This window comes from Streptomyces sp. JLBT605 (genome assembly GCF_058215555.1).
The window spans coordinates 5,145,956-5,165,647 of record NZ_CM177087.1; the positions used below are offsets into that span (position 1 = coordinate 5,145,956).

18 protein-coding genes and 1 riboswitch are annotated in these 19,692 nt (G+C 72.2%); of the genes, 13 read left to right on the forward strand and 5 right to left on the reverse strand.

Annotated elements, in window-relative coordinates; genetic code table 11:
- Positions 1–40: 40 nt before the first annotated feature.
- Positions 41–445: a hypothetical protein gene (locus tag AC4BDD_RS22445; protein WP_490687256.1), complete on the reverse strand. Its 405-nt coding sequence runs from the start codon at positions 443–445 to the stop codon at positions 41–43.
- A gap of 183 nt (positions 446–628) precedes the next feature.
- On the opposite strand from AC4BDD_RS22445, the gene ctaE reads away from it, so the two are divergent.
- From ctaE to AC4BDD_RS22475, 6 genes are all read left to right on the forward strand, one after another.
- Entirely contained in the window at positions 629–1,249 is a 621-nt protein-coding gene (gene ctaE / locus AC4BDD_RS22450) for an aa3-type cytochrome oxidase subunit III (RefSeq protein WP_490687257.1), read from the forward strand.
- An 83-nt stretch (positions 1,250–1,332) separates the two neighbouring features.
- Positions 1,333–2,142: a cytochrome bc1 complex diheme cytochrome c subunit gene (qcrC, locus tag AC4BDD_RS22455; protein WP_490687258.1), complete on the forward strand. Its 810-nt coding sequence runs from the start codon at positions 1,333–1,335 to the stop codon at positions 2,140–2,142.
- Positions 2,139–3,188, forward strand: a complete 1,050-nt coding sequence (qcrA, locus tag AC4BDD_RS22460; protein WP_490687259.1) for a cytochrome bc1 complex Rieske iron-sulfur subunit — start codon at positions 2,139–2,141, stop codon at positions 3,186–3,188. The genes qcrC and qcrA overlap by 4 nt, the downstream gene beginning before the upstream one ends.
- Positions 3,185–4,816 carry a cytochrome bc1 complex cytochrome b subunit gene (qcrB, locus tag AC4BDD_RS22465; protein WP_490687260.1) on the forward strand — a complete coding sequence of 544 codons (1,632 nt, stop codon included), beginning with the start codon at positions 3,185–3,187 and terminating at the stop codon, positions 4,814–4,816. The genes qcrA and qcrB overlap by 4 nt, the downstream gene beginning before the upstream one ends.
- A 227-nt stretch (positions 4,817–5,043) precedes the next feature.
- On the forward strand, positions 5,044–6,111 hold the full coding sequence (gene trpD, locus AC4BDD_RS22470) for an anthranilate phosphoribosyltransferase (RefSeq protein WP_490687261.1): 1,068 nt from the start codon (positions 5,044–5,046) through the stop codon (positions 6,109–6,111).
- A 111-nt stretch (positions 6,112–6,222) separates the two neighbouring features.
- Positions 6,223–6,340, forward strand: a riboswitch (SAM riboswitch).
- 171 nt (positions 6,341–6,511) lie between these two features.
- Positions 6,512–7,918 carry an aminotransferase class V-fold PLP-dependent enzyme gene (locus tag AC4BDD_RS22475; protein ID WP_490687262.1) on the forward strand — a complete coding sequence of 469 codons (1,407 nt, stop codon included), beginning with the start codon at positions 6,512–6,514 and terminating at the stop codon, positions 7,916–7,918.
- A gap of 54 nt (positions 7,919–7,972) precedes the next feature.
- Here the strand turns inward: AC4BDD_RS22475 and AC4BDD_RS22480 are convergent, their stop codons facing one another.
- Both AC4BDD_RS22480 and AC4BDD_RS22485 read right to left on the reverse strand, forming a co-directional pair.
- A complete protein-coding gene (locus AC4BDD_RS22480) occupies positions 7,973–8,254 on the reverse strand; it encodes an Lrp/AsnC family transcriptional regulator (RefSeq protein WP_490687263.1) in 282 nt (93 codons plus the stop codon).
- Complete coding sequence (locus tag AC4BDD_RS22485) at positions 8,251–8,958, reverse strand: rhomboid family intramembrane serine protease (RefSeq protein WP_490687264.1); 708 nt, start codon at positions 8,956–8,958, stop codon at positions 8,251–8,253. Before AC4BDD_RS22485 ends, AC4BDD_RS22480 begins: the two co-directional genes overlap by 4 nt.
- Before the next feature lie 182 nt (positions 8,959–9,140).
- Here AC4BDD_RS22485 and AC4BDD_RS22490 point away from each other — a divergent pair, with 182 nt between their 5' ends.
- The 5 genes from AC4BDD_RS22490 (at position 9,141) to AC4BDD_RS22510 (ending at position 14,852) form a co-directional block, all read left to right on the forward strand.
- Entirely contained in the window at positions 9,141–9,386 is a 246-nt protein-coding gene (locus AC4BDD_RS22490) for a hypothetical protein (RefSeq protein WP_490691892.1), read from the forward strand.
- A gap of 21 nt (positions 9,387–9,407) precedes the next feature.
- Positions 9,408–10,769, forward strand: coding sequence for an NYN domain-containing protein (locus AC4BDD_RS22495; protein WP_490691893.1), 1,362 nt, complete (start codon positions 9,408–9,410; stop codon positions 10,767–10,769).
- 392 nt (positions 10,770–11,161) lie between these two features.
- Positions 11,162–12,184 carry a C40 family peptidase gene (locus tag AC4BDD_RS22500; RefSeq protein WP_490687265.1) on the forward strand — a complete coding sequence of 341 codons (1,023 nt, stop codon included), beginning with the start codon at positions 11,162–11,164 and terminating at the stop codon, positions 12,182–12,184.
- Between the two features lie 244 nt (positions 12,185–12,428).
- Positions 12,429–13,475 carry a C40 family peptidase gene (locus AC4BDD_RS22505; RefSeq protein WP_490687266.1) on the forward strand — a complete coding sequence of 349 codons (1,047 nt, stop codon included), beginning with the start codon at positions 12,429–12,431 and terminating at the stop codon, positions 13,473–13,475.
- Positions 13,476–13,625: 150 nt separating this feature from the next.
- Positions 13,626–14,852 carry a hypothetical protein gene (locus tag AC4BDD_RS22510; protein WP_490691894.1) on the forward strand — a complete coding sequence of 409 codons (1,227 nt, stop codon included), beginning with the start codon at positions 13,626–13,628 and terminating at the stop codon, positions 14,850–14,852.
- Here the strand turns inward: AC4BDD_RS22510 and AC4BDD_RS22515 are convergent.
- The gene (locus tag AC4BDD_RS22515) at positions 14,833–15,402 is read right to left on the reverse strand and encodes a PadR family transcriptional regulator (protein ID WP_490687267.1); all 570 of its coding nucleotides are present in this window, start codon (positions 15,400–15,402) and stop codon (positions 14,833–14,835) included. The two genes, AC4BDD_RS22510 and AC4BDD_RS22515, sit on opposite strands and share 20 nt — an antisense overlap.
- 124 nt (positions 15,403–15,526) lie before the next feature.
- Between AC4BDD_RS22515 and AC4BDD_RS22520 the strand changes: the two genes are divergently transcribed.
- On the forward strand, positions 15,527–17,200 hold the full coding sequence (locus tag AC4BDD_RS22520; protein WP_490687268.1) for an MATE family efflux transporter: 1,674 nt from the start codon (positions 15,527–15,529) through the stop codon (positions 17,198–17,200).
- On the opposite strand, the gene AC4BDD_RS22525 is transcribed toward AC4BDD_RS22520, so the two are convergent.
- The gene (locus tag AC4BDD_RS22525) at positions 17,155–18,405 is read right to left on the reverse strand and encodes a glycosyltransferase 87 family protein (protein ID WP_490691895.1); all 1,251 of its coding nucleotides are present in this window, start codon (positions 18,403–18,405) and stop codon (positions 17,155–17,157) included. The genes AC4BDD_RS22520 and AC4BDD_RS22525 overlap by 46 nt on opposite strands.
- A gap of 137 nt (positions 18,406–18,542) precedes the next feature.
- Between AC4BDD_RS22525 and AC4BDD_RS22530 the strand changes: the two genes are divergently transcribed.
- On the forward strand, positions 18,543–19,685 hold the full coding sequence (locus AC4BDD_RS22530) for a glycosyltransferase family 4 protein (RefSeq protein WP_490687269.1): 1,143 nt from the start codon (positions 18,543–18,545) through the stop codon (positions 19,683–19,685).
- Positions 19,686–19,692 lie beyond the last annotated feature (7 nt).

Sequence of the window (19,692 nt, forward strand, 5' to 3'; positions counted from 1 at the left end):
GGCCCGTGGTGTGAGCGGCGAGGGCCCCCGGCCGCCAGGCTCAGGCGGCCCCGAGCTCCAGTCTCCTGCGCAACAGTCCGGCCAGCGCGTCGGCGAACGCCACCGGATCCACCGGATGGGTGACGGCGGCCTCCGCGCGGCTCCAGGTCGCCAACCAGGCGTCCTGCGGACGGGCGATGAGCAGCAGCACCGGCGGACAGCGGAAGATCTCGTCCTTGATCTGCCGGCACACCCCCATGCCGCCCGCCGGCACGGCCTCGCCGTCCAGCACGCAGACGTCGACGCCGCCCGCCTCCAGGGCGGAGAGCACGGCGGGCAGGGTGGCGCACTCCAGGAACTCGACCGGCGGGACGTCGGGGGCCGGGCGCCGGCCGGCGGCCAGCCTGACCTGCTCGCGGACGGTCGCGTCATCGCTGTAGACCAGCACCGTGGCGGTCGGCTGCATTGTTCCTCCACGCTCGTAGACGGCACGCTTGCGGTTCCGGAACCGTGCCGCGGATGCTACTCCTCACGCGCCCCTCCGGCAGCGGTACGAACAGTGCTGCGATGGGCCGTTCGGGCCCCGCACAGGGTGCTGACACACCGAACGGCACCCCCCGGAGTGAGGGCTGGATAAGCGACCGACATAATGTCGGTCGTGGCGACAGCAACAGCAGTAGATACCGGGCACGCGCACCCGTCGGTCAACCGGCCGAACCTCACCAGCGTCGGAACCATCATCTGGCTGAGTTCCGAGCTGATGTTCTTCGCGGCCCTCTTCGCGATGTACTTCACCCTTCGATCGGTGACGGGCTCCGAGCACTGGAAGGAAATGGCCGATGCGCTGAACTTCCCGTTCTCGGCCACCAACACCACGATCCTGGTGCTCTCCTCCCTCACCTGTCAGCTCGGCGTGTTCGCCGCCGAGCGCGGTGACGTGAAGAAGCTCCGCATGTGGTTCGTGATCACCTTCATCATGGGTGCCATCTTCATCGGCGGACAGGTCTTCGAGTACACCGAACTGGTCAAGCACGAGGGTCTCTCGCTCTCGTCCGACCCGTACGGCTCGGTGTTCTACCTGACCACCGGCTTCCACGGACTGCACGTGACGGGCGGACTCATCGCCTTCCTGCTGGTCCTGGGCAGGACGTACGCGGCCAAGAGGTTCACCCACGAGCAGGCGACCGCGGCCATCGTCGTGTCCTACTACTGGCACTTCGTCGATGTCGTCTGGATCGGCCTCTTCGCCACGATCTACATGATCAAGTAATCCGGCGGCCGGGATGTCACATCCCGCACCGGAGCAACGTCCTTAAAGCATCGACGCAGAAGATCCTGACACCGGGGTAATCCGTGAAAAAGCTCTCCGCACGACGACGCCATCCGCTGGCGGCGGTCGTCGTCCTACTCTTCGCGCTGGCGGTCACTGGGGGGCTGTACGCCGCGTTCGCACCCGCGGACAAGGCGAAGGCCGATGATTCCGCCCAGTCCCTCGCCATCGAGGAGGGCAAGAAGCTCTACACCGTGGGGTGCGCAACCTGCCACGGTACCGGCGGACAGGGCACGAGCGACGGCCCGAGCCTGGTCGGCGTCGGTTCGGCCGCCGTCGACTTCCAGGTCAGCACCGGCCGCATGCCCGCGCAGCAGCCCGGAGCCCAGGTCCCGAAGAAGAAGGTGATCTACACCGAGGCCCAGACCGAGCAGCTGGCCGCGTACATCGCCTCGCTCGGCCCCGGCCCGGAGACGCCGACCAAGAGCCAGTACGACCCCTCGGACGCGGACATCGCCAAGGGCGGTGAGCTCTTCCGTACGAACTGCGCGCAGTGCCACAACTTCACCGGTAAGGGTGGCGCCCTCACCGACGGCAAGTACGCGCCGAAGCTCGACAACGTCAGCCCGAAGCACATCTACGAGGCCATGCAGACCGGCCCGCAGAACATGCCCTCCTTCCCCGACTCGACCATGCCGGAGAAGGAGAAGCAGAACATCATCGCGTACCTCGGCGAGGTCAACAGCTCGGACACCGAGACCCCCGGCGGCATGGAACTGGGCGGGCTCGGCCCGGTCAGTGAGGGCCTGTTCGCCTGGATCTTCGGTCTCGGCGCCCTGATCGTCGTCACCATCTGGGTTGGCGCCCGGACCGCAAAGGCCAAGAAGTCATGAGTACCCAAGACATCCCAGAAGAAGAGAACCTGCCGGCAGAGCAGGGCGCCGAGGCGGTAGCCGTTCCGGAAGACCCCTTCCACGACCCCGGTGTGCCGCCGCACGAGCCGCGGATCCAGGACATCGACGAGCGGGCCGCCCGGCGCTCCGAGCGCACGGTCGCACTGCTGTTCACCCTGTCGATGCTCGCCACGATCGGCTTCATCGCCTCGTTCGTGGCCTTCCCGGTCGACGAGATCGTCTACGTCTTCCCGCTCGGCCACATCAGCTCGCTCAACTTCGCGCTGGGCCTGACGCTCGCCATCGCCCTCTTCTGCATCGGCGCGGGCGCGGTCCACTGGGCCCGCACCCTGATGTCGGACCACGAGGAGTTCAACGAGCGTCACCCGATCGAGGCGACCCCGGAGCTTCGCGAGAAGGTCTTCGAGGACTGGAACCAGGGCGTCGCGGACTCCGGCTTCGGCCGCCGCAAGCTGGTGCGCAACACGATGTTCGGCGCGCTGACCCTGGTGCCGCTCGCCGGCCTGGTGCTGCTGCGCGACCTCGGTCCGCTGCCGGAGGACAAGCTCCGGCACACCAAGTGGGCCAAGGGCAAGCGCCTGATGAACCAGAACACCATGACGGCGCTGCGTCCCGAGGACATCCCCGTGGGTTCGCTGACCTTCGCCATGCCCGAGGGCATGAGCGAGGAGGACCACGACTTCCAGATGCAGATCGCCAAGGCCGCCCTGATGATCGTCCGGATCAAGCCGGAGGACATCAAGGACAAGCGCGAGCTGGACTGGTCGCACGACGGCATCGTCGCGTTCTCCAAGATCTGCACGCACGTCGGCTGCCCGATCAGCCTGTACGAGCAGCAGACGCACCACGTGCTCTGCCCCTGCCACCAGTCGACGTTCGACCTCGCCGACGGCGGCCGAGTGATCTTCGGCCCGGCCGGTCACGCCCTGCCGCAGCTGCGGATCACTGTGAACGACGAGGGCTACCTCGAAGCCATGGGCGACTTCGCTGAGCCCGTCGGCCCTGGTTTTTGGGAGCGCGGATGAGCACCACTACCGAAACGCGACGCAGGGGCAAGGCTCCGGCCGGCGAGCGGGTCGCCGACTGGATGGACGGTCGGCTGGGCACCTACAAGCTGGCCAAGGGCGGCCTGCGCAAGGTCTTCCCGGACCACTGGTCGTTCATGCTGGGCGAGGTCTGCCTCTACAGCTTCATCGTCATCATCCTCACGGGTGTCTACCTGACGCTCTTCTTCCACCCCAGCATGGAAGAGGTCGTCTACCACGGTCCGTACGTCCCGATGCAGGGTGTGCGGATGTCCGAGGCGTTCGCCTCGACCCTGGACATCAGCTTCGAGGTCCGCGGTGGTCTGCTCATCCGGCAGATCCACCACTGGGCCGCGCTGATCTTCCTGGGCGGCATGCTCGTCCACATGATGCGGGTGTTCTTCACCGGCGCGTTCCGCAAGCCGCGTGAGATCAACTGGGTCTTCGGCTTCCTGCTCTTCGTCCTCGGCATGTTCACCGGTTTCACCGGTTACTCGCTGCCGGACGACCTGCTCTCCGGAACCGGTATCCGCTTCATGCAGGGTGTGCTGCTGTCGATCCCGCTGATCGGCACGTACCTGTCGATGTTCCTCTTCGGCGGCGAGTTCCCCGGCATGGACATCATTCCGCGGCTGTACTCGATCCACATCCTGCTGCTGCCCGGCATCATGCTGGGCCTGGTGGTCGCCCACCTGATCCTGGTCTTCTACCACAAGCACACCCAGTGGCCCGGGCCCGGCAGGAGCGAGAAGAACGTGGAGGGCATGCCGCTCTTCCCGGTCTACACGGCCAAGGCGGGCGGCTTCTTCTTCCTGGTCTTCGGTGTCATCGCGTTCATCTCCGCGATCGCCACGATCAACCCGATCTGGGCCATCGGCCCGTACCGGCCGGACCAGGTGTCCACCGGCGCCCAGCCGGACTGGTACCTGGGCTTCGCCGAGGGTCTGGTCCGTGTGATGCCGGGCTGGGAGATCAGCGCGTGGGGTCACACCCTCGTCCTGGGTGTGTTCATCCCGATCGTGATCTTCCCGCTGGTCCTGATCGCGCTGGCGGTGTACCCGTTCGTCGAGTCCTGGGCCACCGGTGACAAGCGCGAGCACCACATCCTGGACCGGCCGCGCAACCGGCCGACCCGCACCGCCTTCGGTGTGGCCTGGGTGACCCTCTACATGATCACCCTGATCGGTGGCGGTAACGACCTGTGGGCGACCCACTTCTCGCTCTCGATCAACCAGGTCACCTGGTTCGTGCGGATCGGCATGTTCGCCGGCCCGGTGATCGCCTACGTCGTGACCAAGCGGATCTGCCTGGGTCTGCAGCGCCGCGACCGCGACAAGGTGCTGCACGGTCGCGAGACCGGCATCATCAAGCGCCTGCCGCACGGTGAGTTCATCGAGGTGCACGAGCCGCTCCCGCAGGACCAGCTGCACAAGCTGACCTCGCACGACCAGCCCAAGCCGCTGGAGCTGGAGCCGGAGGTCGACGAGAACGGCGTGCGGCGCAAGGTGACGCGTTCCGAGAAGCTCCGTGTGAAGCTCTCCAAGAGCCTCTACGGCGAGGGCACGCAGATCCCCAAGCCGACCGCCGAGGAGTACAAGGAGATCACCGAAGGCCACGGCCACCACTGATCATCCGCTCGTCGAGCTGACGCCACAGCCGAGGGCCCCGGCCCGCCCCCACGGGGGTGGACCGGGGCCCTCGGCCTGTCCCTGGCGTGTTTCCCGGACCGTCCAACCCGGCGTCCGCCCTGCGGGCAGGACCGCGGCGGGCGGCGGTGCGCCGCTAGGCTGGCTGACGGCCCCGCCTGCGGCAGGCGGACCGCCTTTTCAGCCCACCGCGGATCCAGGAGCGGACCATGGACGTTGTCAGCCCAGTCGGAGGCGACCCGCGTGCGACGGCCACCAGCTGGCCGGAGATTCTCAACTCGCTGCTGCGCGGGGTGGACCTGAGCGCCGACGACACCGCCTGGGCGATGGACCGCATCATGCGCGGGGAGGCGACCGACGCGCAGATCGCCGGCTTCGCGGTCGCGCTGCGCGCCAAGGGCGAGACCGTCGCCGAGGTGTCCGGGCTGGTCCGCACGATGTACGAGCACGCGACCCTGATCGAGGTGGAGGGGCCGGCCGTCGACATCGTCGGCACCGGAGGGGACCAGGCGAAGACGGTCAACATCTCCACCATGTCCGCCCTGGTCGTGGCCGGCGCCGGGGTGAAGGTGGTCAAGCACGGCAACCGCGCCTCCTCCTCGGCCAGCGGATCCTCCGATGTGCTGGAGAAGCTGGGAGTCAACCTGGAGCTGTCGCCGGGGCGCGTCGTCGAGGTGGCCCAGGAAGCGGGCATCACCTTCTGCTTCGCGGTCAGGTTCCACCCCTCGCTGCGGCATGTCGCGCCCGCCCGGCGCGAGCTGGGCATCCCCACCACCTTCAACTTCCTCGGCCCGCTGACCAACCCGGCCAGGGTCACCGCCCAGGCGACCGGGGTCGCGGACGCCCGGATGGCGCCGATCATCGCCGGCGTGCTGGCCGACCGGGGCTCGTCGGCCCTGGTCTTCCGCGGCGAGGACGGCCTGGACGAGCTGACCGTCACCGCGCCCTCCCAGGTGTGGGTGGTCCAGGAGGGCACGGTGCGCCCGGAGCGCTTCGACCCGCGCGATGTCGGCATCGACCTGGTGCCGGTGGAGGCGCTGCGCGGCGCCGACGCCTCGTACAACGCGGACGTGGCCCGGCGGCTGCTGGCCGGCGAGCGCGGCCCGGTACGGGACGCGGTGCTGCTGAACGCGGCCGCCGCGCTGGTCGCCCTCGACCCGGGCCCCGGGTCGCTGACGGAGCAGATCGCGGCCGGTATCGACCGGGCCGCGGAGTCCATCGACTCGGGCTCGGCCCAGCGGGCCCTGCAGCGCTGGGTCGAGGCCAGCAACGTGTAACTCCCTTGCGGAGTCCGCCGATGGGGCCGGACCGGTGGTCCGGCCCCATCGCCGTCCCGTCATGCGGACGGCTACTTGCGCTGCGGCGATCATTTGGCATACTTCCCGTCAGGTCACGAGTGACAGCGACTACGGCCCCGGCCCGCTGTCCGGCAACCCTCCGTCCGTGGCGGGGTGCCCCGGGTGATGACCAGGCCGCAGGCAGCGAGGTCTGCGGCAAGCGCGGACCCCTTGCGATCCCTGGGGTCCTGGTCCTCAAGGGAGCAGTCTCGTGAGCAAGCGAATGCGATAGGGCCCGTCGGCCCCTCTTCCGCACACCCCTCTCTCCTTTTCTCCGCTGTCGCGCGTTGCCCTGCCGCCGCGCAGTGGGTTTCGCCTGCCTTCCCCACGGGAGTTCGCCATGTCTGTCTCCACCGTTGCCGCCGACCCGTCGATTTGTGCCCCGCTGCCCGTTCTGGGACGGGACGTTCGGGTGCCGCTCGTCACCGGTGGCGAGGTGACCTACGCCGCCCTGGACTACGCCGCCAGCGCCCCCGCCCTCCAGCGGGTCTGGGACGACATCGCCGCCTACGCCCCGTACTACGGCAGCGTGCACCGGGGAGCGGGCTACCTCTCGCAGCTGTCCACCGAACTGTTCGAGAACAGCCGCGGGCAGGTCGCCTCGTTCCTCGGCTGCCGCCCCGACGACCAGGTCGTCTTCACCCGGTCCACCACGGATTCGCTCAATCTGCTGGCCGCCGCGCTGCCCGCCGGCACCCGGGTCTTCGTCTTCGAGACCGAGCACCACGCCTCGCTGCTGCCCTGGGAGCGCCGGGCGGACGTCGAGGTGACCTACCTGGCCGCGCCCCGGTCGCGCCGCGAAGCGGTCGAGAGCCTGGAGCGGGCGCTCACCGATCGCGAGCCCCACGGCCCGGCGCTGGTGTGCGTCACCGGCGCCTCCAACGTGACCGGCGAGCTGTGGCCGGTGGAGGAGCTGGCGGCCGCCGCGCATGCGCACGGGGCGCGGATCGTGCTGGACGCCGCGCAACTGGCGCCGCATCACCCGGTGGACATCGCGGCGGCGGACGTGGACTGGGTGGCCTTCTCCGGGCACAAGCTGTACGCCCCGTTCGGCGCCGGGGTGCTGGCCGGGCGGGCGGACTGGCTGCGCGAGGCGGATCCGTACCTGGCCGGTGGCGGGGCGAGCCGCACGGTGGCGCGCCGGCCCGACGGCGGGGTGGACGTGGAGTGGCACACCAGCGCGGCGCGGCACGAGGCCGGTTCGCCCAACGTCATCGGTGCCTACGCCGTCGCCGCCGCCTGCAAGGCGCTGACCGAGGCCGGGTTCGAGGCCCTGGTCGCCCGTGAGCAGCGGCTGCTGACCCGGGTCCTGGCCGGCCTCGCCGAGGTGCCCGAGGTGCGCGTGCTGTCGCTGTTCGGCGACGACACCGCAGACAGGGTGGGCGTGGTGTCGTTCGTGGTGGAGGGCTGGAACAGCTCGCACCTGGCCGCGGCGCTCTCCGCCGAGTACGGCATCGGGGTGCGCGACGGGCTGTTCTGCGCCCACCCGCTGGTCCGCACCCTGCTGGGCGGCGACGCCCAGGACCCGGGGGAGTGCGGTGCTCCGGAGGCGGCGCCGGGTGTGGACCCCTCCTCGCCGAAGGCGGGCGAGGAGGGAAGGTCGCTCAACGCCATCCGGGTGAGCTTCGGCGCCGGGACCCCCGACGAGCACGTCGAGCGGTTCGTCGCCGCGGTGAAGGAGCTGGTCCGGGACGGCGCGAAGTGGAGGTACCGCACGGAGGACGGGCGCTGCGTCCCGGCGGTCTAGCGCCTGTGGCAGGGGGGCCGGGGCGCGAAAGCGCCCCCGCGGCGCCCCCCGGGGTCAGGCGTCCAGGCCGATGGCGAACGCCGCTTCCAGGTCGTGCTGGGAGTACGTACGGAAGGCCACGTGCGTCTCCGTCGAGGCGACGCCGGGCACCTTGTTGATCCGGCCGGGGATGACATCCGCGAGGTTCTCGTGGCCGGGCACCCGCACCATCGCGATCAGGTCGTGCGCACCGGTGACCGAATAGACCTCACTGACCCCCTCCAGAGAGGCGATCTTCTCGGCGATCTCGGGGATCTGGTCGACGTGGGTCTTGATGAGCACGATGGCGGTGATCACGGTGGACTGTCTCCCTCACTGGGACGGGCTGCGCCCCTCACTCTATCCGGCCCCCGGAAACGCCCCCAGGCGAAGAGGAAGCCGAGGGTGAAGCCGATCAGATGGGCCAGATAGGCCACCCCGGGACGATCGCCCGCCTGGTGGACGGCCAGCCACTGGAGGGCGAACCAGAAGATCAGTACCACCCAGGCCGGGAAGCGCAGCGGCAGGAAGAGCAGGAACGGGAAGAGGCTGGTCACCCGGGCCCGGGGGAAGAGCCACAGGAAGGCGCCGAGCACCCCGGAGATGGACCCGGACGCCCCGACCAGGGGCTGCGTGGAGCCGGCGTGCGCGATGGCGTAGCCGGCCAGCGCCAGATAGCCGGTGCCCAGGTAGAAGACGGCGAACAGCGGACGGCCCATCCGCTGCTCGGCCATGGTGCCGAAGACGTACAAGAACAGCATGTTTCCGAGCAGATGCAGCCAGTTGCCGTGTACGAACAGCGCGGTGAGCGGGGTGAGCGCGTCGTCCGGGCCCGCGAGGAAGTCCTCCGGCACCACGCCCCAGCGCGCGAAGTACTCCGTCTGCCGGCGGAGCAGCTCCCCTCCCGTGCCGTAACCGGGGTTGAACCCGGAGGCCGGACCGATCGCGAAGACCAGGCAGCAGACGCCGATGAGCGCGTAGGTCACGGTGGGCCGGCCGGGAGCTGCTGGCGTCTCGATCACGCACAGATCATGGCGTACCGGGTGGAACCTGCCCAGAGTGCCTCGCCGCGGCCGCGGTGGCGACAGGCCCCGGCGCCCGGCACCCCTCAGGCCGTAGGGTTACAGCACGCGGCATGGACATCGTGCCCGCGCCCAGGATGTGCGCCGCGGCGCCCGCGGCATCCCGAGAAGAGGACGAGACGATGGCCGTTCCCGAGCCGACCGACCGGACCCGGTGGCGCTGCACCCTGTGCGGCAACCTCACCCGCTTCGACGTGACCCGGTCGACCAAGGCCGTGGAGTACGTCCACCTGGATCTGGCCGGGGAGCCGGCGATCGAGGAGCGCCAGGTGGTCAGTGAGACCATCGAGTCGGTGCGTTGCCGCTGGTGCAACGCGGTCGACCAGATCGAGCTGGTGGACCGCCCGGGCGCCGGCGCGAGCGCCTGAGAAACGGAGCGGTGACAGGTGGTGGAACGGACGGACGGCCCGCAGGCGGCCGGTGACGCCGATGGTGGCGGCACCGAGTCCCTGGACCGTCCCCTGCCCGAAGGGGTGCGGCGCCGGGTCGTGGCGCTCGTCGCGGAGGCCTTCGGTGGCCTGACGGTCACCGAACTCCCACCCCAGTTGCGGCAGTACGCCCGTTTCACCCCGACTCGTCGGGCGAAGTTCGCGGGGAACGCCATGGCGGCCGCGGTGGAGGGCGACGCCGTCTTCCGGCAGCGGATCGGCGTCCGGCTCCGCGAGGCGCACGGCGAGCTGGCCGAGGCGATCGACGGCGGATCGCCGCCGGCCGCCGCGGATCCGGTCGACGTGGCGGCGCTGGCCTATGTGCTGCGCCCGGCCGGCTGGGTCAAGCTCGTCGAGGCGGCGGGCGAGGAGGTGCAGCGGGCGGATGCCGAGCGGGCCGGCGAGGAGGCGGAGCGCGAGGTGGCTCGGCTGCGCGAGGAGCTGGCGCAGACCCGGGCCGCGGGCCGGGCCGAGGCCGAGCGGAACCGGGCCGAGCTGGAGGCCGCCCGCAAGGAGGCCGAAGCGCTGCACCGCAAGCTGCGCAGTGCGCTGAGCGATGTGAAGCGCGGTGAGGCCGCCCTGCGCAAGGCGGAGGCCGAGCTGGAGTCGGTGCGCTCCGCGGCCGCCGCGCAAGGGGCCATGGCGGACGGTGAGGCGCGCCGGCTGCGGGCCCGGGTGGCGGAGGCCGAGGCGGCGCTGGAGGCGAGCCGCCGGGCCGCGCGCGAGGGCCGCAGCGTGGAGGACATGCGGGTGCGGCTGCTGCTGGACACGGTGCTGGAGTCGGCGCAGGGCCTGCGCCGGGAGCTGGCGCTGCCGCCCGCGTCCACCCGTCCGGCGGACACCGTGGACGCGGTCGAGCCGGGGAAGATGACGCCGAAGGACATCGCGCGGCGGGCCCTGTCGGAGACCGACCCCGCGCTGCTGGACCAGCTGCTGGCGCTGCCTCAGGCGCATCTGGTGGTGGACGGCTACAACGTCACCAAGACCGGCTATCCGACCATGCCGCTGGAGAAGCAGCGGCTGCGGCTGCTGGGCGGGCTCGCGGTGCTGGCGGCGCAGACCGGCGCCGAGATGACCTGCGTCTTCGATGGAGCCGAGCTGGCGGCCCCGGTGCTGCTCGCGCCGCCGCGCGGGGTGCGGGTGCTGTTCAGCAAGCCGGGGGTGACGGCCGACGAGCTCATCCGGCAGCTGGTGCGCGCCGAACCGCCGGGCCGTCCGGTGGTGGTGGTCTCCACCGACCGTGAGGTGGCGGACGGGGTGGCCAGGGCCGGGGCGCGGCCGGTGGCGTCCGCGTTGCTGCTCAAGCGACTTGCCCGCACCTGAGTGTTATGCCCGACCTGGCCAGCGTGCCCGCGCCTGAGCGGCGTGCCCCACGCCCGGCCGGTGACGAACGTGCTCGCGCCTGAGTGGCGTGCTCGAACCTGATGCGAACATATTCGGCGGCGACCCGGATCTGATCGTCAGCGCAGCGTCAACTGCCCATCACGGTACGTATGATGTTTGTAAAAGATACGCGTGTGGACAGAGTTTTTTGCCGGTGGGATTTGAAGCGATCACGATGAGGTTACTAAGGTCAACCTCGAACCTCCGCGCGGGTGATCATCCACCGAGGATGGCCGCGGAGGTACCGCCGAGTCCGCGGTGTGAGAGCGGAGCCGGGGTCATGTACCCCCACCAACCCGGTAGGCGGCTGGAGGAAGAAGGAGCTCGCCCCCGTGGCGTCCCACCGTCGACCCAAGCAGCCGAGCCGCACTCGGGTAACCGTCTTCACCGCGACCGCCGCCGCTGCCGTGGCGCTCTCGTCCCAGGCGGCCAACGCCGAGCCGAAGCAGACCAAGGAGCAGGTCAAGGCCAAGGTCGACAGGCTGTACGAGCAGGCGGAGCAGGCCACCGAGGCGTACAACGGTGCCAAGTCGCAGCAGGAGAAGCTGGAACAGCAGGTCAAGGACCTCCAGGACAAGGTCGCGCGCGGCCAGGAGGACCTGAACAAGCTGCGTGACGGGCTGGGTTCGATGGCCACCGCCCAGTACCGCTCCGGCGGCATCGACCCCTCCGTCCAGCTGCTGCTCTCCTCCGACCCGGACGACTACCTGGACAAGGCGTCCACCCTCGACCAGCTGACCACCAAGCAGGCCGGGGCGATCCAGCGGATCGGCGAGAAGCAGCGGACGCTGGAGCAGCAGCGCACCGAGGCGAAGACCAAGCTGAAGGACCTGGCCGCGACGCGTAAGTCGCTCGGCGAGAAGAAGAAGGAAATCCAGGGCAAGCTCGCCGAGGCCCAGCGGCTGCTGAACACCCTCACCGAGAAGGAGCGGGCCGCGCTCGCCGCCAAGGAGGAGCGCGCCAACCGCGCCGACGACCGGGTCGACCTGGGTGACGACGTCCCCGAGTCGCAGCGGGCCGCCGCCGCGCTGGCCGCCGCCAAGACCAAGATCGGCGCCCCGTACGTGTGGGGCGCGACCGGCCCCAGCTCCTTCGACTGCTCCGGCCTCACCTCCTGGGCGTACGCGCAGGCCGGCGTCCAGCTGGACCGCACCTCGCAGGCGCAGGCCAACAACGGCACCCGGATCGGGCAGAGCCAGCTCAAGCCGGGCGATCTGGTGCTCTTCTACGACGACCTGCACCACATAGGCCTTTACGCGGGCAACGGCCAGGTGCTGCACGCCCCGAAGCCCGGCGCCAACGTGCGCTACGAGTCGATGAACAACATGCCGTTCATGTTCGGCGTCCGCATCTGAGGACGTCCCTCGCGCCGGGGTCTGAACCCCGGCGGGCCCCGGCCCGCCGCGGACGCCCGCGAGAAACGCCCGTCCGGGCGAATCCGGGCACTCTCCGCTGACCCCACGCCCCGCCGGTGACCTGCGCGTACCGGCGGGGCGTCGCCGTGTGTGCGAGGCGCGGAGCTTTGGAAGCCGCGCGGTGGCGGGGCTACTGTCTGCGCCCAGTTCTTTCCTCGACTCAGCGGAAGGGGTGCGGCGTACCGTGGCGTCCCATCGCCGGCCCTCGCCGTCCGGGCTCGACCGGGTGCGGCGGGCAACCGTTCTGTCCGCCGCCGTGGCCTCGGCGGCCGCGGCGCTCTCGACCGTTCCGGCCACCGCTGAGCCCAGGGACCCGGCGGCCGCCGCGGCATCGGCGAAGAAGAAGGTCGACCGGCTCTACGCGCAGGCGGAGCGGGCCACCGAGAGGTACAACGCGGCGGGTGAGCGCGCCACCCGGCTGCGCCGCGAGGTGAACCAGCTTCAGGACCGGGTGGCCCGCGGTCAGGAGCGCGTCAACCGGATGCGGGACAACCTCGGCGCGCTCGCCGGTGCCCAGTACCGGTCGGGCGGAATCCATCCGGGCCTGACACTGATCTTCTCCGAGGATCCGGACAGCTACCTGGAGAAGGCCGCGACCCTGGAGCGGATCGGCCATCAGCAGTCCGGACGGCTGCGCGAGCTGCGGACCGCGCTGCGCGCGCTGCGCCAGGAGCGGGCCGAGGCGGCCGAGAAGCTCACCGAACTGGCCGGCAGCCGGGCGGCCGTGGACCGCCACAAGAAATCCGTTCGGCACCGGCTCGCCACCGCGCGCCGGGTGCTCAGCGCGCTCTCCCCCGACGCCCGCGCGGCATACGACCGCGCCTCCCGGGGCGACGGCCACGGGGGCGTCGAACTGCCCGGCATGCCGGACCTGTCCGGCTCCTCGGCCCGCGGGGCGGCGGCCCTGCTGGCGGCGCGGCAGGCGGTCGGTTCGCCGTACGTCTGGGGGCAGGCCGGGCCCGGCGCGTTCGACTGCTCGGGGCTGACCCAGTGGGCGTACCAGCGGGCCGGGGTGGCCATTCCGCGCACCTCGCAGGCGCAGCGGTTCGCGGGCCGGTCGGTGCCGCTGTCCCAGGCCCGCCCCGGCGACCTGGTCGTCTACCGCTCGGACGCCAGCCATGTGGCGATGTACGCGGGTGGCGGCCAGGTGATCCACGCGCCCTACCCCGGGGCCCGGGTGCGGTACGACCCGGTCGGCATGATGCCGATCGCCTCTGTCACCCGGCCCTGAGCGGAGCGGGCCCGCCGCGAGCCCACCGCGCCCTCGCCATGGGCGCGGATTCCGGCCGCCGTTGGCCGAAGTACGCGCTCCGCACGCCGTGGGGCGGCTCGTACGATCTGACGCGTGGCAGGTCAGCGGTGGTGGGGTGGCGGATGGCGGATGGTGCTGGGACCGGTGGTGAGTGCCGTGCTGCTGGCCGCCACCCTCACCGGATGCGGTGACAGCACGGCCGCCGGCCCCGGTGGGGCGGACCGCACGGCCATCCAGCGGATGCTGGACCGGCGGGCCGAGGCGGTACGGGAGCGGGACGCGGGCGCCTTCCTCGCCACCGTGGACCGGGGCGCGCGCGGCTATCTCGGCGGGCAGCGGCGGGTGTTCGACAACCTGGCGGACGTCCCGCTGCGCAGCTGGACCTATCGGCTCACCGACACCGGCGGCTTCGAACCGATCGCCGGGTCGGGGCACCGGATCGCCGCCCAGGTCGAACTCCGCTACCGATTGGCCGGATATGACAGCGCGCCGGTCATCAGTGAGCAGTTTCTGACGCTGGTCCGGCGCCGCGGGCAGTGGTACATCGCCGGCGGCGGTCGGCGCACCGCGCAGCAGCTGTGGGACCAGGGCGCCGTGGAGGTGGTGCGCGGCGAGCACAGCCTGGTCCTCGGCGTCGGCCACCGCCGCGACCGGCTGCGCGCCATCGCGCGCACCGCCGACCGCGCGGTGCCCGCCGTGAACCGGGTGTGGCACGACCGTTGGGCGGGGCGCGTGGTCATCCAGGTGCCCGCCTCCCTGGACCGGATGGGCGCCCTGCTGGGCGCCCCGGCGAGCCACTACCGGGGCATCGCGGCCGTCACCACCGGCGAGGTCGGCGGCACCGGCAGCGCGCCCGCTGACCGGGTGATCGTCAATCCGGAGACGTATCCGGTCCTTGCCGAGCTGGGCCGCCAGGTGGTGATCACCCATGAGACCGCCCATGTCGCCACCCGCGCCTCCACCACCGAGGGCACCCCGCTGTGGCTGTCCGAGGGCTTCGCCGACTGGGTGGGCTACCGGGACACCGGCCGCGCGCCCCGCGACATAGCCCCCGAACTCACCCGGGCCGTCGCCGCGGGCAGCGCCCCGCGCGAGCTGCCGCGCACCGCGGACTTCAGCTTCGGCGAGGATCCCGCCGCGCTGTCCCGGGCGTACGAGGAGGGCTGGCTGGCCTGCCGGATGATCGCCGAGCGCTGGGGCGAGCGGAAGCTGGTGGAGTTCTACCGCGCGGTCGGCGCGAACCCGGCCAAGGACCAGCGAGCCTCGGTGGAGGCGGCGGTCTCAGCCGTCCTCGGGATGGCGCCGGATCGGTTCACGGCGCAGTGGCGGGCGTACGTCAGGAAGGTTCTGGGCTAGCCCCCGAGTCCGCCCCGGCCTCCCGCCGGTCCTCCAGCGCCTTCAGGGCCTCGGCCAGCCAGGCCCGCTCCGCCTCGCCCGTGGCGCGCGCGATCCGCAGCATGCCCTGCCGGAAGAGGTCCCCGGCCTCCTCCGCCCGCACCGGCGCGCCGTCCCGGTAGAAGAAGCTCGACGGTGCCTCCAGGAACGCCTTCCTCCGCCGCAGCACCGCGGCCTGCTCGGCGGGGTCCGGCAGATGCCGGAGGAAGGCCAGCACCGTGAAGAAGCGCTGGCCGTCGGTGATCTCCACCTCCTTGGGGGTGCGCAGCCGGGCGAGCAGCTCCTCGCGGCCCGCCTCGGTCAGCGACAGCACGCGGCGCGGCGCGGCACCGGTGCCCGGACCGGTGCGCTGCGCCACCAGGCCGTTCTTCACCAGGCGGCTGATCGCGGGGTAGAGGGCGCCGTCGCTGACCGGGCGGACGTGCCCGCTCAGGCCCTTGATGCGCTCCTTGAGCTCGTACCCGTGCAGCGGCTCGTCCTGGAGGAAGCCCAGGATCGTCAGCTCCAGCATGCGCACCGTCCCTTCGCCCCGGCCCGTCCTGTTGTCCGGCCCGTCCTGTTGTACGGCCAGGTGGCTTCATGATACCTCTCAACGCTGTACATCGAATCGAGGTATCGAAGGTCATGGGGGAGCTGTGGCAGGGAAGACCGATCGCGGGAGACTCATCGCGCTGGCCTGGCCGGTCTACGGCGAGCTGCTCGCCGGAGTGGTGGCCGGCATCGTCAACATGGTCTGGGTGGCCCGGCTGGGCGGTGACGCCGTCGCCGCGGTCGCCGTCGCCACCAACGTCGAGAACCTGCTGCTCGGCGTGGTCCTGATGGCGGGCAGCGGGACGACGGTGCTCGTCGCCCGGGCCGCCGGAGCCCGCCACCCGGCCGGGCTGCGCGCCGCCGTCCGCGGCGGGGTGGCGCTGGGCGCCCTGCTCACCCCTGTCGTGGCCGTCGGCGGCTGGACGCTGCGCGAGCCGCTGGCCCGGCTGGTGCTCGGCGGCCAGGACGGCCCGGTGCTCTCGCTGGCCACCGGCTACTTCGCGATCTCGCTGCCCGGCATCGCGGTCTTCTACGCCCAGAACATCCTGGACGGGATCCTCAAGGGGACCGGCGACACCCGCACTCCGATGCGCCTGGCGCTGCTGGCGAACGCATTGATACTGATCCTCGACCCGCTGCTCATCCTCGGCCTGCTGGGCCTGCCCGAACTGGGCGTGCCGGGCGCGGCGCTGGCCACCGTCATCGGCCGGTCCATCGCGCTCGCCGCCGGTGTGGCGGCGCTGCGCCGCAACCCGCTGCTCCGTCCGGCGCGCGGCATCCGGCCCGCCGAGCCGCTCGGCGCGGCGCTGCGCCGCACGGCCGCCACCGGGGTGCCGATGTCCGCCGACTTCCTGATCCGGATGGCCGGGTCGCTGGCCCTGGTCGCGATCGTGGCCCGGCTCGGCGTCACCGAGGTCGCCGCCTACGGCATCGCGACCAAGGCCATGTACGTGGCCACGATGGGCTTCTACGCGCTGCGGCAGGCGGCGTCGATCCACACCGCGCAGACCCTCGGCGCCCGCGAGGCGGGCTGTCCCGAGGCATCCGACACCCCGGCGCCGCGCGTGCCCACGCCGGGCGTGCCGGTGCCGGCGTCTGTGCCGGCGTCGGGGTCTGTACCCGTGCCGGTGCCGGCTTCTGTGCCAGTGCCCGTGTCTGGGCCGGTGCCTGCGCCCGTGCCCGTGCCCGTGCCCGACGAGGCTGCCCTCGGCGGGCTGGCGCCGGGCCGGTCGGCTCCCGTCCGGGTCGCCGCTGACGCGCCCGCGCTCAACACGCCTGCACCCGACGCGCCCGCACCCGACGCGCCCGCGCGGCGCCAGCCTGCTTTCGGCCGGCTCGCCGCCGACGACGAGCGGGCCGTGATCGGGCGGCAGGCGCTGCTGCTGGGCGGTGCGTTCGGCGCGGGCGCCTCGGTGGTGTTGCTGGTGGCCGCCCCGTGGCTGATGCGGGCGTTCGGCGCCGAGCCGGCGGTCGTCGCGGCCGGGGTGCTGTTCCTGCGCTGCCTGGGCCCGTATCTCACCCTGCTGGCCTGCTTCATCGCGCTCGGCGGGGTCTTCGAGGGCAGCGGCGGCAGCCCGCTGATGATGCGGGTCACGACAATCGGGGTCGCCGTCCAACTCCCGCTCGCCTACGCCCTGTCGGGCCTCGGGCTGCCCGGGGTGTGCCTGGCGATGGGGGTGAGCGCGGGGCTGCAGTGCCTCGCCGTGCTCCGCCTCTTCCGGCGTCTGGCCGGTCAGCCGGAGCGGACCGGTCCGGTGGGCGCGGCCTCCTCGGGCTGAGGCGTGCCCCGCTCCCCAGGCCGGGGCACGGTCGAACGCCACAGCCGGGCGCCGGAGACCACGGCCGCGGCGACCAGCAGGCCGTTGCGCAGCGCCAGCACCCCGATCCCGGGCCAGTCGCTCGCCACCACGTGGTCGAACCAGACCGGGAACTCCAGCAGGGTGACGGCGGTCGCGGCCAGCACCAGCAGCGCGGCCGGCCGCTGCCGGCTGGAGCGCACGGTCAGACAGACCGCGGCCAGCCCCACCAGCCACAGCAGATACTGCGGGCTGATCACCCGGCTGGTGACGGTGAACAGCAGCACGGCGGTGAGCGCCGCGTCGTACACCGTGCCCGCGGTCCACCGCCGGGCCCGCCATCGCCACAGCAGCAGCCAGCCGAAGACGGGCCCGGTCAGGATCAGCGCGGCCCGGCTGACCGCCGCCACGTACGGGCCCAGGAACTCCACCGAGCCGTAGTGCAGCAGCACCTGTCCGTCCCAGCCCAGCCGGCGGCCGACGTGGAACACCAGCGCGCCCAGCGACTCGACCTCGGTGCCCCGGCCCCGCTGCGCGGTGAGGAAGTTCAGCGAGCCCGGCGCCACGGCCCAGCTCACCAGCAGCCCGGCGCCCAGCGCGGTGGCGGCGGCCGCCACCGTCGCGCGGGTCCGGGCGCCGCGCGGGCTGCCGGTGACCAGCAGTGCCGGCCAGACCTTCAGCAGCGCCCCGAAGCCCATCAGCGCCCCCGCCAGCCGGGGCCGCCGCCCGGCCGCGAGCAGCGCGGCCACCGCCACCGCGGTCACCATCAGGTCGTAGCGGGCGTAGCCGGTCGGCCCCAGCAGCGGCACCCCGGCCACCCACAGCCAGGCCCCGGCCGAGCCGCGCCCGGGTCCGCGCCCGGCCCGTACCAGCAGCGCCAGCACCGTCGCGTCGGCGGCGCACAGCAGGACGGAGAAGGCGACGGCGTAGTCCAGGAACGGCAGCAGACCGGGGGAGAGCACCGCGAGCGCGGCGCCCGGCGGGTACTGCCAGGCCACGTCGTCGGCCGGGAAGGCGCCCGAGCGCAGCAAGATCGACCACCCCCGGTAGATCACCGACACATCACCGGTGACGTCCGGCCCCGGCAGCACCAGCACCTTGGCCACGGACAGCAGGAGCAGCGCCCGGGTTGCGGCCCACACCGGAAAGAGCGCCCGTACCCCGCCGAAACGCGACATGACAGGCATCATGCCCGCCCGCTCCCTCCGGGCCCGGAACCTCCCGGGGCGTGGCGGCGCGGGCCAGCCCCCGCGGCGCGCTGCCGGACACCCCCCCAAGCGGCACCGGACGCGGTCGCCGATCGCACCCGGTACTGTCGGCGGCGATGCACAAGACGCTGATCGTGACCAACGACTTCCCGCCGCGCCCCGGCGGTATCCAGTCGTTCCTGCACAACATCGCGCTGCGGCTGGATCCCGAGCGGATCGTCGTCTACGCCTCCACCTGGAAGCGCGGCCGGGAAGGCGCCGAGGCCACTGCCCGCTTCGACGCCGAGCAGCCCTTCCCGGTGGTGCGGGACCGGACCACGATGCTGCTGCCCACCCCGCGCGTCACCCGGCGCGCGGCCGCGCTGCTGCGCGAACACGACTGCACCTCGGTGTGGTTCGGCGCGGCGGCGCCGCTCGGCCTGATGGCCCCCGCGCTGCGCGCGGCGGGCGCGGACCGGCTGGTCGCCACCACCCACGGCCACGAGGCGGGCTGGGCCCAACTCCCCGCCGCCCGGCAGCTGTTGCGCAGGATCGGCGAGGGCACCGACACCATCACCTACCTCGGTGAGTACACCAGGTCGCGGATCGCCGGCGCGCTCACCGAGCAGGCCGCCGCCCGCATGGTGCAGCTCACCCCCGGCGTGGACGAGAAGACCTTCCACCCCGGCTCGGGCGGTGACGAGGTGCGCGAGCGGATGGGCCTGGCGGACCGCCCGGTGGTGGTCTGCGTCTCCCGGCTCGTGCCGCGCAAGGGACAGGACACCCTGATCCGCGCCATGCCGCGAGTGCTGCGCGCCGCCCCGGACGCGGTGCTGCTCATCGTCGGCGGCGGCCCGTACGCCAAGGACCTGGCGAAGCTGGCCGCCGCGACCGGGGTCGGCCACGCGGTGCGCTTCACCGGAGCCGTGCCCTGGGAGGAACTGCCCGCTCATTACGGCGCGGGCGACGTCTTCGCCATGCCGTGCCGCACCCGCCGCGGCGGCCTGGACGTGGAGGGCCTGGGCATCGTCTACCTGGAGGCGTCCGCCACCGGGCTGCCGGTCATCGCCGGGGACTCCGGCGGCGCGCCGGACGCGGTGCTCGACGGCGAGACCGGCTGGGTGGTCAGCGGCGGCTCCGCCGAGCAGACCGCCGACCGGATCGTCACCCTCCTGGACGACCCGGACCTGCGCCGCCGGATGGGGGAGCGCGGGCGGGCCTGGGTGGAGGAGCGCTGGCGCTGGGACCTGCTCGCCGAGCGCCTCAAGGACCTGCTCTGACCGGACC

Bases quoted from the DNA above. Each gene is read 5' to 3' on its own strand.
- ctaE (WP_490687257.1), top strand. From the start codon at position 629: ATGTCGGTCGTGGCGACAGCAACAGCAGTAGATACCGGGCACGCGCAC.
- AC4BDD_RS22530 (WP_490687269.1), top strand. From the start codon at position 18,543: ATGCACAAGACGCTGATCGTGACCAACGACTTCCCGCCGCGCCCCGGC.
- AC4BDD_RS22510 (WP_490691894.1), top strand. From the start codon at position 13,626: ATGGTGCTGGGACCGGTGGTGAGTGCCGTGCTGCTGGCCGCCACCCTC.
- AC4BDD_RS22475 (WP_490687262.1), top strand. From the start codon at position 6,512: ATGTCTGTCTCCACCGTTGCCGCCGACCCGTCGATTTGTGCCCCGCTG.
- AC4BDD_RS22515 (WP_490687267.1), bottom strand. From the start codon at position 15,402: ATGCTGGAGCTGACGATCCTGGGCTTCCTCCAGGACGAGCCGCTGCAC.
- qcrB (WP_490687260.1), top strand. From the start codon at position 3,185: ATGAGCACCACTACCGAAACGCGACGCAGGGGCAAGGCTCCGGCCGGC.
- AC4BDD_RS22490 (WP_490691892.1), top strand. From the start codon at position 9,141: ATGGCCGTTCCCGAGCCGACCGACCGGACCCGGTGGCGCTGCACCCTG.
- AC4BDD_RS22445 (WP_490687256.1), bottom strand. From the start codon at position 445: ATGCAGCCGACCGCCACGGTGCTGGTCTACAGCGATGACGCGACCGTC.
- qcrA (WP_490687259.1), top strand. From the start codon at position 2,139: ATGAGTACCCAAGACATCCCAGAAGAAGAGAACCTGCCGGCAGAGCAG.
- trpD (WP_490687261.1), top strand. From the start codon at position 5,044: ATGGACGTTGTCAGCCCAGTCGGAGGCGACCCGCGTGCGACGGCCACC.
- AC4BDD_RS22525 (WP_490691895.1), bottom strand. From the start codon at position 18,405: ATGCCTGTCATGTCGCGTTTCGGCGGGGTACGGGCGCTCTTTCCGGTG.